Annotated in this window: 13 protein-coding genes and 1 pseudogene; 7 read left to right on the forward strand and 7 right to left on the reverse strand. The window is 60.0% G+C overall.

The window, feature by feature from the left end:
• The first annotated feature begins 5 nt into the window (after positions 1–5).
• Positions 6–1,625 carry an EAL domain-containing protein gene (locus AC3ISG_RS00355; RefSeq protein ID WP_122534321.1) on the forward strand — a complete coding sequence of 540 codons (1,620 nt, stop codon included), beginning with the start codon at positions 6–8 and terminating at the stop codon, positions 1,623–1,625.
• A gap of 15 nt (positions 1,626–1,640) precedes the next feature.
• Here the strand turns inward: AC3ISG_RS00355 and AC3ISG_RS00360 are convergent, their stop codons facing one another.
• The 3 genes and pseudogenes from AC3ISG_RS00360 to algB form a co-directional block, all read right to left on the reverse strand.
• Positions 1,641–2,006 (reverse strand): sensor histidine kinase, encoded by a 366-nt coding sequence (locus AC3ISG_RS00360; RefSeq protein WP_407073261.1) that lies wholly within the window; start codon positions 2,004–2,006, stop codon positions 1,641–1,643.
• A 20-nt stretch (positions 2,007–2,026) separates the two neighbouring features.
• Positions 2,027–3,428 (reverse strand): annotated as a pseudogene (locus AC3ISG_RS00365) (KinB sensor domain-containing domain); the annotation flags it as partial.
• Between the two features lie 10 nt (positions 3,429–3,438).
• Positions 3,439–4,785, reverse strand: coding sequence for a sigma-54-dependent response regulator transcription factor AlgB (algB, locus tag AC3ISG_RS00370; protein WP_037017110.1), 1,347 nt, complete (start codon positions 4,783–4,785; stop codon positions 3,439–3,441).
• A 255-nt stretch (positions 4,786–5,040) separates the two neighbouring features.
• Between algB and AC3ISG_RS00375 the strand changes: the two genes are divergently transcribed.
• From AC3ISG_RS00375 to AC3ISG_RS00400, 6 genes are all read left to right on the forward strand, one after another.
• Complete coding sequence (locus AC3ISG_RS00375) at positions 5,041–5,895, forward strand: BON domain-containing protein (RefSeq protein WP_122623680.1); 855 nt, start codon at positions 5,041–5,043, stop codon at positions 5,893–5,895.
• 271 nt (positions 5,896–6,166) lie between these two features.
• Complete coding sequence (locus AC3ISG_RS00380) at positions 6,167–6,451, forward strand: hypothetical protein (RefSeq protein ID WP_489298265.1); 285 nt, start codon at positions 6,167–6,169, stop codon at positions 6,449–6,451.
• 88 nt (positions 6,452–6,539) lie between these two features.
• The gene (locus AC3ISG_RS00385; protein WP_002555679.1) at positions 6,540–6,704 is read left to right on the forward strand and encodes a DUF1328 domain-containing protein; all 165 of its coding nucleotides are present in this window, start codon (positions 6,540–6,542) and stop codon (positions 6,702–6,704) included.
• A gap of 2 nt (positions 6,705–6,706) precedes the next feature.
• Entirely contained in the window at positions 6,707–7,174 is a 468-nt protein-coding gene (locus tag AC3ISG_RS00390; protein WP_489298266.1) for an inhibitor of vertebrate lysozyme family protein, read from the forward strand.
• 699 nt (positions 7,175–7,873) lie between these two features.
• Positions 7,874–9,205 (forward strand): glutamate/aspartate:proton symporter GltP, encoded by a 1,332-nt coding sequence (gltP, locus tag AC3ISG_RS00395; protein ID WP_489298267.1) that lies wholly within the window; start codon positions 7,874–7,876, stop codon positions 9,203–9,205.
• A gap of 97 nt (positions 9,206–9,302) precedes the next feature.
• Positions 9,303–10,541 (forward strand): nucleoside recognition domain-containing protein, encoded by a 1,239-nt coding sequence (locus AC3ISG_RS00400; protein ID WP_489298268.1) that lies wholly within the window; start codon positions 9,303–9,305, stop codon positions 10,539–10,541.
• Here AC3ISG_RS00400 and AC3ISG_RS00405 read toward each other — a convergent pair.
• The 4 genes from AC3ISG_RS00405 to AC3ISG_RS00420 are packed head-to-tail and all read right to left on the reverse strand — an operon-like array spanning position 10,514 to position 14,059.
• Entirely contained in the window at positions 10,514–11,152 is a 639-nt protein-coding gene (locus tag AC3ISG_RS00405; RefSeq protein ID WP_489298269.1) for an ABC-type transport auxiliary lipoprotein family protein, read from the reverse strand. The genes AC3ISG_RS00400 and AC3ISG_RS00405 overlap by 28 nt on opposite strands.
• The gene (locus AC3ISG_RS00410; RefSeq protein WP_485619883.1) at positions 11,149–12,087 is read right to left on the reverse strand and encodes an MlaD family protein; all 939 of its coding nucleotides are present in this window, start codon (positions 12,085–12,087) and stop codon (positions 11,149–11,151) included. The genes AC3ISG_RS00405 and AC3ISG_RS00410 overlap by 4 nt, the downstream gene beginning before the upstream one ends.
• Positions 12,087–12,893, reverse strand: a complete 807-nt coding sequence (locus tag AC3ISG_RS00415) for an ABC transporter ATP-binding protein (protein ID WP_489298270.1) — start codon at positions 12,891–12,893, stop codon at positions 12,087–12,089. The genes AC3ISG_RS00410 and AC3ISG_RS00415 overlap by 1 nt, the downstream gene beginning before the upstream one ends.
• A complete protein-coding gene (locus AC3ISG_RS00420) occupies positions 12,890–14,059 on the reverse strand; it encodes an ABC transporter permease (RefSeq protein ID WP_122534331.1) in 1,170 nt (389 codons plus the stop codon). Before AC3ISG_RS00420 ends, AC3ISG_RS00415 begins: the two co-directional genes overlap by 4 nt.
• Positions 14,060–14,069 lie beyond the last annotated feature (10 nt).

Raw genomic sequence — 14,069 nt, forward strand, 5'->3', positions numbered from 1 at the left:
TGTCGATGCTCACGGCGACGCCGCGACTGCGCTCTTTTCTCTACCGTCCATGGATTCTGGCATTAGTGGCCGCGCTGTTAAGCGCGGCCGTCTTGCTGGCGGGCAGCTTTGGGCTGGCGATGCATCAGGCCCGGCAGGACGAACGTGCGCAGATGAATGCACAGGGCGAGCGCTTTCTGGTGCGACTGGAGCAGTTGTTCAGCCAGTTGAGGGCCGGGCTCGATCAGCTTGAAGCGCAGCCCTTGCGTGGCTGCAGCCCAGAGATGATCGAGCAGTTGCGTCAGGTGAACTCACGCTACCGTTTTATCTATGAAGTGGCTTACATCAATGAAGGCCAGTTCTGCTCCAGCTGGACGCGCCAGAGCCTGATAGGCAAGCCGAGGCCACCGGACATTCGCGGCCCTACTTACGATTACTGGCTCAACACCTCCACCCAGCCTGACGACAACCTCGCTTCATTGATGCTCGGGCGCGGGGAGTTTCGTGTATCCACCTCCCGCGGTCACCTGACGGATGTTGTCGACCTGCCGGCGGGCGGCAGCCTGGTAGTGGTGCTGGATCGCGGGTCCAAAGCAGTCCCGGTCCTGGGCCCGCCTCAAACATGGCCGCCTACCCCCGACTGGTCGCCGACCTCCACCGAAACGCTGATGACCACTCAGGACAAACTGGTCTACCGGATGCCGACTCAGAGCCCGGAATACCAATTGGTCCTGATCACGCCGCGCAGTGGTTTGCAACAGAAGGTCACCGGCGCATGGTGGTTGCTGGTCCCGGCCAGCCTGCTGATCTCGCTGTGCCTCGGAATTCTTGTCCTGCAACTGGTGCGTCAGCGTCTGTCCCTGGGCGGCGAGCTGCACGGAGCCCTGCGTCGGGGCGAGTTGAAGGTTTTGTATCAGCCCATTTTCGACCTCAATACCCGGCTGTGCGTGGGGGCTGAGGCCCTGGTGCGCTGGCGACGACCGGACGGCACACTGACCAGCCCTGACCTTTTCATTCCGTTGGCGGAAAACACCGGGCAGATCCGCCAGATCACTGATTTCGTGCTTCAGCAGTTGCTTGAACAGTTGGGCCATCTGTTACGCGCCAATCCGCACCTGTACGTGTCGGTCAATCTGGCAGCGTGCGATGTCATGGCCCCACGCATCGGTCGAGTGACCGCCAAGCTGCTGGCATTGCACCGCGTCGCGCCTCGGCAGATTGCGTTCGAGGTCACTGAGCGCGGCCTCGTGGACGTAGTGGTCGCGCGCAATCATCTCCAGGCGCTGCGAGATCGGGGCCATCAAGTGCTGATTGATGACTTCGGCACCGGTTACTGCAGCCTGGCGTACCTGCAGACGCTGCCGGTGGATTGTCTGAAAATCGACAAGGCTTTCATTGACGCCCTCGGTCACGATGCCGCCAGCAGTGGCGTGGCGCCGCATATCATTCGCATGGCTCATGCGCTGCAACTGCGGGTGATCGCCGAAGGCATCGAGTTTGAGTCGCAGGCGATGCTGCTGAAAAGCGAAGGGGTGATTTACGGCCAGGGCTGGCTGTTCGCCCGGCCGCTGAGCGCGACCAAGTTCACTGAACTGGTGACCGGCGGCAGACGCAGCGCCGGGCGGCGTGCGGATGATGTCGCGTAGCGCACCAGTGCTGTTCTAGAGTGGCAGGGCCATATAGAACTGCGTGCCCTGCCCCGGTCGGGAGTAGACGCCCATTCGCCCGCCGTGCAATTGAACGATCTCCTTGCACAGGGCCAGCCCCAGGCCTGCACCGCCTTTCTTGCGGCCGACCTGCACGAATGGCTCGAAGATCCGGGCTTGCTGGCCGTAGGCAATGCCTTCGCCGTTGTCTTCCACGCTGATGATCAACCGCTCGCCATGACGCCGCGCCTGCAAGCGGATCAGGCCGGATTTCGGGGTGTGGCGCAGGGCGTTATCAAGCAAGTTGTCGAGCACGCGGTCGAGCTGCGCCTTGTCGGCCTGCACCCGTGGCAGTGGCTCTTGGGTTTCCAGCAGCACCATAACGTCCTGATCGTGGGCGGTGTCGGCAAAGCGCTGGCGCGCCGCTTCGAGCAACTCGTTGATGTCACAGGGCTCCAGCGTCAGCTTCTGCAGTCCGTTCTGATACCGCGAGAAGTTGAGCAGGTCGTTGATCAGCTGCATCAGGCGCTGCATTTCTTCGTTGACGGTGTCGAGCAGGTCCTTTTCACGCGAGTCCGGCGGGAAATGCACGCGTTCCTGAAGCAGACCGAAGGCCATGTGCATGCCGGTGACAGGCGTGCGCAACTCGTGAGAAGCGCGCAGCACGAACTCGCTGCGCACGCGTTCGAATGCCCGCTGCTCGGTGACGTCATGCAGCACCATCACGGCGCCGACGATGTGCCCTTTGGTGTGGCTGACCGGGGTGAGGCTGTAGGTGAGCAGGCGGACTTCGCCGTCGATCTCGATGGAGAGGTCATCAGGTGCCCGTTCCAGCGTGCCGCCGCGCAATACCAGATACAGCTGCTCGTCCAGCTCGGGGCGCTGCAATGCTTCGCCAAGCCCTTGGCCCAGGCGACTTTCTTCCCAACCCAACTGCCGTTGCGCGACCGGGTTCAGGTGTTCAAGCCGCCCTTGGCGATCAATCATCAAGAGACCGTCGTCGATACTGTCCAGCACTGCCTGCAACCGCTGCTGGCCAGCGAGCAGTTCATCGACGTTGGTTTTCTGATGCTGGCGCAACGCATCGGCCATCATGCCAAAGCGGTGGGTGAGCAAATTCATTTCGTCCGATGAGGACGTGGGCAACGTTACGTCGAAATCCCCCTGAGCAATCCGGTCCGCCGCCTTGGCCAACTGTTCGATGGGACCGCCGAAACGGCGGGCGATGCCGTGGGCGGTGACGAAGCCGATAACCAGCACCGCCAGCCCCACCAGCCCCAGCAGTGCTGAAACCCAGAGGGCTCGCGACCTTGAGGCGCTCTCGGCCTGACTGATGTTTTCAAGCGCCTGCCGATGAGCGTCGAGCAGGCCATTGCGCAACGTGTTGAACGCCTCTGTCACGGCCTCATCGTCGCGGATCGCCTCACCATGTTCGCTGGATTGCTCGATGGTTTTGACGAACCGGGCGTAGTTCACCCGAGCCGTTTCGAACCCGCTCGGAACGCCGGTCTGCTGGTCATGATCAATGCCCTGATCGAGCAGATTCTGGAACGCTTCCTGATTGCCTTTGATCGCCACCTGATCGGGATTGTCCTGGAGCATCATGACCAATTGGTCGCCCAGATTCTGTCGCAGCTTGAGGCCAATATCGAGGGTGATGAAGTTATGCCGAATCGACGACTCCTGAGATTTTGCCATCTGCATGACGCTGACAAGCCCCAGCACCAAGCCCAGCAGGGCGACGGTGATTAGGGCGGAAATACTCAGGAAGAGTCGGGTGCGCAACTTCATCGCAAACATCATCGGCGCCCTGTCACAGGTTGTACTGCTTGCGTTTTCGGTACAGCGTGGAGGCGTCGATGCCCAGCGTGCGTGCGGCCTGATCCAGCGTATCGCTGGTCGCCAGTACCGCGCCGATGTGGGCTTTCTCCAGCTCGTCAAGGCTCAGCGCTGCGCCCACACGTGGGGCATTGTTGACCGGTTGTTCGGCCATACCCAGATGCGTGATTTCGACTTTTTCCTGCGGGCAGATAATGCTCGCCCGCTCAATGACGTTACGCAGTTCACGGATGTTGCCGGGCCAGCGGTAGTTGAGCAGCGCACTGCGCGCCTGTTCGCTGAAGCCACGCGCCGGGCGGCTGTACTCTTTGACGAAGCGCGCCAGAAAGCGGTCCGCGAGCGTCAGGATGTCTTCGCTTCGTTCGCGCAGCGGCGGCAAGTTCAGGGTGATCACGTTCAGGCGATACAGCAGGTCCTCGCGGAAGCGTCCTTCGCGGACCATGTCTTCGAGGTTCAGGTTGGTCGCCGCCAGAATGCGCACGTCGGCGCGACGGGTGACCGGGTCACCGACGCGTTCGTATTCCTTGTCCTGAATGAAGCGCAGCAGTTTTGGCTGCAGCGTGAGCGGGAAGTCGCCGATTTCATCAAGGAACAACGTACCGCCGTCTGCCTGATTCACCCGACCGAGTGTGCTTTCACTGGCACCGGTGAAGGCGCCACGGCTATGGCCGAACAGTTCGCTTTCCATCAGCTCGGCAGTGAGCGACGGGCAGTTGATGGTCACGCAGGCCTTCTTGGCGCGCTTGCTCCAGCCGTGAATCGCTCGCGCCAATTCACCTTTACCCGTACCGGATTCGCCGAGGATAAGGATGTTCGCGTCAGTGTTGGCAACCTGGCGGGCTGTTTCCAAAATCGCCATCATCGACGGGCTGTGTGAATCCAGGCCGTCTTTTGGTTTGCGTACTTCGCCTTCAAGGGCTTCGAGTCGCGCCGACAATTGGCGGACTTCGAGCTGCTTGGCGGTGGCGAGGCGCAGTTGATCCGGGCTACAGGGCTTGACCAGGTAGTCGGCTGCACCGGCCTGAATCGCGTCCACTGCGGTGTCGACCGCCGAGTGCGCAGTCACAATTACCACTCGCATCCACGGCGCCTGCACGCGCATTTGCGCCAGAACATCCAGCCCGTTGTCCTCACCCAGACGCAAATCCAGGAAACACACGTCGAATACCTGACGCTGCAACAGCGCCTCTGCCTGCGCTGCGCTGTTGGCGGTGGCTACGCTGTAGCCTTCATCTTCCAGGCAGTAACGGAAGGTGCGAAGGATGGCGGATTCATCATCCACGAGCAGAATACGGCCCTGATTCTCAGCGGCTGCTTCCATTTTTCCTACGCTCCTCAATGAATAGTCTGTGTTAGTCCCGGAAACATCGGGCAAGTTGCATGGTTCATTCTGATTGATTCTTTGCGCTGCATGGTAGCGATCTTCTGAAAAACCCGTCGTGTGCTGATCCATGGCAGCTCACTTGCCCTATCCGTCGGCTCGAATCCTCGCGTGAGCAAAATCAGGCCGCGCCGAACATCTGGGCCAAAGACCAGTCTGTCCAGAGGTACCTTTTGCAATTGTCTGGAGATTCCCATGCCCCCGTTGAAGAAGATCGCCCTGGCCATGACCACCGCCAGCCTGCTTGGACTGACCCCCGTCATCGCCCAGGCCGCAGCCGCCGATCTGCCGACCCAACTGGCCGAAGCGCGCCAGGAGGGATCGATCTGGACCGCTTTTGCCCTGAATCGGCATTTGAGTCCTTTCAAGATCAGCGTGGACGTGGAACAAGGCACTGCCATCCTCAAGGGAAAAGTCGAGAACCAGGTCGACAAGGATCTGGCGTCGCAGATAGCGGGCGACATACAGGGGATCAACAAGGTCGACAACCAGCTTGAGATTGACCCGCAGGTCGCTGCCGATCCGGGCACTAAAGCCACTATGGCCCAGCGTTTCGATGACGCGACGCTGACCGCAACCATCAAATCCAAGCTGCTGTGGAACAGCGTGACCGAGGCATTGAACATCGATGTCAGCGCCGCTCAGGGTGTCGTCACCCTCAAAGGGCAGGCGAAAGACGCCGATGCCAAGCAGCTAGCCGGAAGCCTGGCCACCAATACGGACGGCGTCACGGAGGTTAACAACCTGATCAGTGTCAGTGCGCGAGATACACAGGCCATCAAAGAGCAGAGCGAACTTCAGGCTAATGCCGTTCGCGAGGAATTCAGCGATGCATGGATCACCAGCAAAGTGAAATCCAGCCTTATATATAGCCGCACCCTCGATGGCTTGAACATCAAGGTCGACACCAAGAACGGTGTAGTCACGCTGGACGGTGTGGTGGCCAACTACGCCGAGAAGGAACTGGCTGTCGAGATCGCGCGCAACATTCGCGGGGTTAAAGGCGTCGATGCCGACACCCTGCGCGTTACAGCGCGCAGCGCGGGCTAGAGCGTTACTTGGCGGTCGGACAGGGTTTTCAGATCAGTATTTGAACCTGAAATGAATTCGGCCGCTAAGGTGATGTCCGCCCATTCGTGCATTCCGCACGATGACAAATGTTCAATCGTGCAGCTTGCGTGTACGACACTTCTGAATTGTCTATCTAACCCATTGATTTATAAGGATTAAATCGTTCACAAAAAGCTGGCACACAGCGTGCAATATCCCTGATAACAAAGGCCTGAACAGACGGCCGACAAGATTGCCAGGAGTCAGCTGAATGAACGCTCAACATCTCGCCAACAAACTGCGTATCTCTCCTCTGCATTTGCAGCAGGTCTTGTTTGCCAGTCTGGCGCTGATGATTACGCTCATTGTTGTGCAGCAGTTCAATCACTGGAATCAGAATCAGAAAGTGACTCAGGTTCACTACTCCCACGCTCACACCGCACCTTTTGCCAAGGCAAGTGCGCTTAAAGCCTCGGACGTCGCCTTGAGCATGCAAGTTGATGATGCGGCCGCTACTCCTGATGAAGCGCCACGTCAGCAAAGCTGGGTTTTCTGATCCTTCGGGTCGAAGACGCGATCTACCCCGAGGGTCATCCCGACGCCTCGACGTAGCAAAAAATCAATAAACAGTAAGGAGATTCACCATGTTGAGCTGGGCAATCACATTTTTGATCATCGCTATCGTTGCAGCCGTCCTTGGTTTTGGTGGTATCGCAGGTACTGCTACCGGCATTGCCAAGATCCTGTTCGTGGTCTTCCTGGTCATGTTCGTGGTGTCGTTCTTCTTTGGCCGTCGTGGCCGAGGCTGAATATGGGCTTGAAGCATCTCCATGCACTGACACTGGCGCTCCTGGGGAGCGCCAGTGTCTCAGCTATGGCGGCCAACGACGGTCAGTCTCGAGCGAACGAGCTTTTAAGTTCGAATGCTGAGTACCGCGAAACGTGGTCGAGCGTGGTGAAGAAGGAAGAGCGACTGCCCGATTGGGTAATCAATCTGTCCGGCGCCGCGGAGCAGATGAACGCCGTGACTGAGGACGGTGACAAGTATCTTGTAGGGCCGCTCTGCGAAACCCAGGACACTTGCCGCAACAAGCGACTCATCGTGGCGTTTAGTCTGGACAGGTCCCATGCGTACGCCATGTTGGTTGAAGTGCCAGCGGGACTTCCCGCAGACAAATCCCCGACGCGCCATGCGGATTACCGGTTTTTGGGCAAGCCGGACGAAGGCATGCAAGGCCTTCTGAAAGAACAGCTCAAGAAAGATCCTAACTGGTACTGATTTGAATGATGGGAGACCTGTCCCTGACAGACCTTCCTGATAGGCGCGCAGCCCGAAGACGGTGCGCGTATGACTAAGGGGCCGGGGCGTTGCGATCAAGGGAGTGATTGAAGCGTCCTAGGGGTACAGGGAGTACTCCCACATGTGGGCCGGGTCAGGCAAGCCGCATTGCAAGTCCATCGTCCGATAGAGCTTCAACCTTTATCCGGCAGTGGACTTGCGAGGCGCAAATGATCGTTATTTTCTTCAAAGTCTCTGCATCTCAAAAGTCCTACATATCCCCTTCTACGTTTCCTACGACCGTATATCGCCAAAAATTCCCCGTGCAAATGGCTTGTCGGCCATCCATGACCGATCTGTCACTCTGCCATCACGTCTTGCGTAAATCCGCTACAGGCGACGTTTTAGCCACTTCTCAGCATTCGAGCGTCGAGCGAATTCGCCCTTTTTTGGCGCGGTTCACTGTAAGTGATTGATTTGCATCATGCCGATTCGGCATAGGGTAGTCGTTTACGGCATTAGACGATGCAAGTCACCGTGGGAATAGTTGCGCCTTTTTCGCCTGCTCAGAGCTCGGATGCTCGCCTGCGGCCACTTACGAGACAGTCCTGACGGCGACCGCGGTATCACGCTTGCTAGCAAGCGCAATGATGAACGTGTGGTTGGGGGATGTCCCGGCAATGACAACAAGGTAATGACATGAAGAAGGCAAAACTGAGCCTCGCCTGGCAGATCCTCATCGGCCTGGTCCTGGGTATCGCCATTGGCGCCGTCCTGAACCACTTCAGCGCCGAGAAAGCCTGGTGGATCAGCAACATCCTGCAGCCAGCGGGCGACATCTTCATCCGCCTGATCAAAATGATCGTTATCCCGATTGTGATCTCTTCCCTGGTGGTCGGCATCGCAGGCGTCGGCGACGCCAAGAAGCTGGGCCGCATCGGTTTGAAGACCATCCTCTATTTTGAAGTCGTCACCACGATTGCCATCGTAGTGGGCCTGTTGCTGGCCAATGTCTTCCATCCCGGCACCGGCATCGACATGAGCTCGCTGGGCACGGTGGACATCTCGCAGTACGAAAAGACGACCTCCGAAGTGCAGCATGACCATGCCTTCGTCGCGACGATCCTCAACCTCATCCCGTCGAACATCTTTGCGGCCGTTGCCCGTGGCGACATGCTGCCGATCATCTTCTTCTCGGTGTTCTTCGGGCTGGGTCTGTCGAGCCTGAATGCCGACGTGCGTGACCCGCTGGTGAAGGTCTTCCAGGGTGTGTCGGAGACCATGTTCAAGGTCACCCACATGATCATGAATTACGCGCCGATTGGCGTGTTCGCCCTGATCGCCGTGACTGTTGCCAACTTTGGCTTCGCCTCGCTGCTGCCGTTGGCCAAGCTGGTGATTCTGGTGTACGTCGCCATCGCCTTCTTTGCCTTCGTGGTGCTGGGACTTATCGCGCGCCTGTTTGGCTTCTCGGTGCTCAAGCTGATGCGCATCTTCAAAGACGAACTGGTGCTGGCCTACTCCACCGCCAGTTCCGAAACCGTGCTGCCGCGCGTGATCGAGAAGATGGAAGCGTACGGGGCGCCGAAAGCCATCAGCAGCTTCGTGGTGCCGACCGGCTACTCGTTCAACCTCGACGGCTCGACGCTGTACCAAAGCATCGCGGCGCTGTTCATCGCTCAGCTGTACGGCATTGATCTGTCGATCGGCCAGCAGTTGATGCTGGTGCTGACCCTGATGGTGACGTCCAAGGGCATCGCCGGTGTGCCGGGCGTATCGTTTGTCGTGCTGCTGGCAACCTTGGGCAGCGTGGGCATTCCGCTGGAAGGCCTGGCGTTCATTGCTGGCGTCGACCGCATCATGGACATGGCGCGCACCGCGCTGAACGTGATCGGCAACGCGCTTGCGGTGTTGGTGATCTCGCGCTGGGAAGGCATGTACGACGACGCCAAGGGCGAGCGCTACTGGAACTCCCTGCCGCACTGGCGTGGCAAGGACCCTCTGCCGGCGGGTCAATCGACGGTCGAGTAATCACTGTCTGGCGTGAATCATCAAACCCTGGCCCCGGCCGGGGTTTGTTGTTTCTGGCCCCGCCGTTATCATCGCCGCATCTTGCGAGGGGATTTGTATGCTGAACGGCCTATGGCTTGGGTTTTTTGTGGTCGCGGCAATGTCTGCGCTGGCGCAGTGGCTGGTGGGAGGCAATGCCGGCGTTTTTGCCGCCATGGTCGAGAGCATCTTCGCCATGGCCAAGCTGTCGGTGGAAGTCATGGTGCTGTTGTTCGGCACCCTGACCCTGTGGCTGGGCTTTCTCAACATCGCCGAGAAGGCCGGCATCGTCGACTGGCTGGGCAAAGTCCTGGCGCCGCTGTTTCATCGCCTGATGCCTGAAGTGCCGCGCGGCCACCCGGCGCTGGGCCTGATCACCCTCAACTTCGCCGCCAACGCGCTGGGTCTGGATAACGCCGCCACACCCATCGGCCTCAAAGCCATGCGGTCGCTGCAAGAGCTCAATCCCAGCAAGACCATCGCCAGTAACGCGCAGATCCTCTTTCTGGTGCTCAATGCCTCTTCGCTGACGCTGCTGCCAGTGACCATCTTCATGTACCGCGCCCAGCAAGGTGCCGCCGATCCCACCATGGTGTTCTTGCCGATCCTGCTCGCCACCAGCGCCTCGACACTGGTCGGTCTGATGTCGGTCGCCTTTATGCAGCGCCTGAAGTTGTGGGACCCGGTGGTGCTCGCTTATCTGATTCCCGGCGCGTTGCTGCTGGGCGGTTTCATGGCGGTACTGGCCGGGCTGTCCGCCGCTGCGCTGTCGAGTCTGTCGTCGGTGCTGGGCAACGTGACGCTGTTCGGCATCATCATGCTGTTCCTGGTGATTGGCGCGCTGCGCAAGGTCAAGGTGTACGAAACTTTTGTCGAAGGGGCCAAAGAAGGCTTCGACGTCGCCAAGAACCTGCTGCCCTATCTGGTCGCGATGCTCTGCGCCGTGGGCGTGCTGCGAGCGTCGGGCGCGCTGGATCTGATTCTTGAGGGGATTCGACACGGTATTCAATGGCTGGGCATGGACACGCGCTTTGTCGACGCGCTGCCGACTGCGCTGGTCAAGCCGTTCTCCGGCAGCGCGGCGCGGGCGATGCTGATCGAAACCATGAAGACCCAAGGCGTCGACAGCTTCCCGGCCCTCGTCGCGGCGACGATTCAAGGCAGCACCGAAACCACGTTCTACGTCCTGGCGGTGTACTTCGGCGCCGTGGGCATCCAGCGCGCACGACACGCCGTGGGCTGCGCGCTGCTGGCCGAGTTCGCCGGTGTAGTTGCGGCGATTGCTGTCTGTTACTGGTTCTTCGGCGCGGCGGTGTAACGCCTCTCGCCCTGCTCAACGCTCCATTGCAACACTTGGGCGGCCAGCGTATCGCTGGCCTGACCAAATGCCGAGACCACCGCCGGCACCTGCTTGTCAGCCACCGGCTGATGCACTTCAAAGCGCCGGCTCGCCACGATCCGCTGGCGATCGTCGGCCAGCCGCGCATCAAGGCGGATCACCACTTCAATGGCGGTTCCCCGATACTCGCTCTGGAACGCCTGCAACTCCCCGCCCAATTCAAAATCAGCCTGCAGATTACTGTCGTCGGTGCTGATCGACTGCACCCGGCCATCGCGATAAAAGGCGTCGGTCAGGCGGTTTCGCAGCAGAACCGGCGCGGGATCACTCCACCGCGCGCCCTTGTAGCTACTGATGACATTGCCCTCGGGTATGACGGCGATATGCGGACTGTCCAGCGCCTCGCTGGATTTAGGCCGGACTACCCTCAACGACCACGACACGGGCGACGTCCCTTTGCTGGCGGTCGATGCTGTCGGCAAACGGTAGACGTCCGACGGCGCCTGCTCCGGGAGTATCGAACAGGCGCCGAGTGACAGCAGCGTTGCCGTCAACAACAGCCCAGTGACGGACTGACCGAAAAGCCTCATGGCTCGAACTCCTTATTCTTTTCGTTACCCAGCAAGTAGCCGCTCGGGTTGGCATTCAGGCTGCGGGAAATGGTTTTCAACGAGCTGAGGGTTTCACGCAGCTCGCGAATCGCCGGGCCCAGTTCGCCCAAGCCTTGCAGGCCATCATTCACCGAATTCTGATTGTTCTTGAGCAGCGTATTGATGGTCTGGCTGCTCTGTTCGAGGGACTTCATCGCCTGCTGCGCACTGGCGATGGTTTGCCTGCCATCGCTGGTCAGCAACTGGTTAGCGTTGCGCATCAGCGTAGAGGTTTGCTCCAGGGTCGCGCCGGCTTGCTTGCTCAGCAGCGTCATCTGCTTCAAGGCCTGACGAATGTCGTCGCGCTGATCGGAGATCGCGCCCGTGGTCTGCTCCAAGTGTTGCAACGTGCGCGACAGCGTCTCGACGTTCTCGGAAGAAAACATGGCGTTGGCGTTGTGCAGCAGTGCGGTGCTGCCGCTGAGCAGATCATCGCTGTCATTCAGCAGCCGCGAAATGGGCGACGGCGAGGCGATGATCACTGGCAGGTTGCCGCCCTCGCCCTTCAACGCCTCGCTTTGCGGTGTACCGCCACTGAGCTGGATCAGCGAGGTGCCAGTGATGCCGGCCAATGCCAGTTTGGCGAAGGTGTCGCGCTTGATCGGGGTTTCGCCGGCAACGCGGATCTGCGCCAGCACGCGGCGCGGGTCTTGGGGATCGAGGCGCAACTGCACGACGTCACCGACCTTGATCCCGCTGTATTGCACCGGACTGCCGCGAGACAGACCGGTGACCGCCTCGTTGAAGACAACCTGATAGTCCTTGAACGCCGAGTCGACGCTGGATTTGGCCAGCCACAGACCAAACAGCAGCGCGGCAGCGACCACGATGACCGTGAACAGGCCGATCAAAACGTGATGGGCGCGGGTTTCCATCATGAGACCTCGTGTGGGTGGGTGGCCGCCGAATAGGCCGAGCGGCCACGCGGGCCATGAAAGTATTCGTGAATCCAGGCGTCCTTGGTCGCGGACACCCTGTCGATGGTGTCGGCAACCAGCACGCGCTTCTGCGCCAGCACGGCGACGCGGTCGGTGATTGTATAAAGCGTGTCGAGGTCGTGGGTGACCATGAATACGCTCAGTCCCAAGGCGTCGCGCAGGGTCAGGATCAACTGGTCAAACGCGCCGGCGCCAATCGGATCGAGCCCGGCAGTGGGCTCGTCCAGAAACAGGATGTCCGGATCCAGCGCCAGTGCTCGCGCCAGCGCCGCGCGCTTGATCATGCCACCGGAGAGCGACGCGGGGTATTTATGCGCCGCCGACAACGGCAGTCCGGCCAACGCCATTTTGATTCCGGCCAGATGCTCGGCCTCCTCGCGGCTCAGCCCGGCGTGTTCGATCAGCGGCAGCGCAACGTTCTCCGTGATGGTCAGCGAGGAGAACAGCGCGCCTTTCTGAAACAGCACACCGAAACGTCGTTCCACCTGAGAGCGCGCTTTATCGGACAAATTCAGCAAATCCTGACCCAAAACGCGGACACTGCCCGAGGCAGGTCTTTGCAGCCCGACAATGCTGCGCAGCAACACTGACTTGCCTGCGCCGGAGCCGCCCACCACCCCGAGAATTTCCCCGCGATACAGTTCCAGATCGAGGTTCTCATGCACCACTTGCGGGCCAAAGCGATTGCTCAAGCCGCGGACCTCAATCACCGTCTCGACGGGTTGTACGCAACGGCGGGTCACCAGCCGATCTCCATGCAGAACATCGCGACCAGTGCGTCCAGCACGATGACCACAAAAATGGACTGCACCACGCTCGATGTCGTGTGAGCCCCGACGGACTCAGCGCTGCCCTCGACTTTGAAGCCCTCCAGGCAACCGATCGCTGCGATGAAAAACGCGAAGATCGGCGCCTTGGCGATGCCGACGAGAAAGTGCTGCACGCCGATGTCGGCCTGCATCAACGACAGAAACATCGCCGGCGAGATGCCCAGGGACAGAGCGCAGACCACGCCGCCACCGACAATGCCGCAGATCATCGCGAGAAAGGTCAGCATGGGCAGGGAGATGAGTAACGCAAGAACGCGGGGCAACACCAGCAGTTCCGTAGGGCTCAGCCCCAGTGTCTGCAGCGCATCCAGCTCTTCGTTGGCTTTCATCGAGCCGATCTGCGCGGTGAAGGCGCTGGCCGTACGACCGGCCAACAAGATGGCAGTCAGCAGCACGGCGAATTCCCGCAGGAACGAGAAGCCAATCAGGTCTACGGTGAAAATGGTCGCGCCAAAAGCCTTCAGCACCGTGGCGCCGAGAAAGGCCACCACGGCGCCGACCATGAACGTCAGCAGCGCCACAATGGGCGCTGCGTCCAGGCCGATTTGCTCGATGTGGGCAATGACGGAAGTGGTGCGCCAGCGCCTAGGGCGAAACAGCGTGGAGGCGAAGGTCTGCAGTATCAGCCCGATAAAGCCCAACAGTTGCAGCGTGTCCTTCCAGATCACCTCCACTGCCGAACCAATTCGCGACAGCAGCTGCATACCGACCGCCGCTTCAGGCTCTCGGACGGGCTGGCAATAGTCAGCCAGTGCGCTCTGGATGGTTTGCATCAGCGCGCGGCTGGATTCCGGCAGGTTGGGCGCTTGCACGGCCAGCAAACGCAGGCGCTGCACACCGAGCAGCTCCACGAGCAGTGAAGCGCCAGCGGTATCGAGCGCGCCAAGTTGGTCCATGTCCACCAGGGTGGCTGGGCCGAATCCTGTACTTAACGCATCGGTCTGTCGCTTGAGTTCGCGGTAATGGGTGAGCGTCCAGTCTCCGGCAATCCGCAGTTGCACGGGATCGCTCGAAGTGTCCAGTAAGACGCGTCCTGGAACCTTGGGCGCGGAGGAAACCTGGGTGGTCAGTGGGGTCATAGCGACGAGC

Source organism: Pseudomonas sp. GL_135, assembly GCF_057834665.1.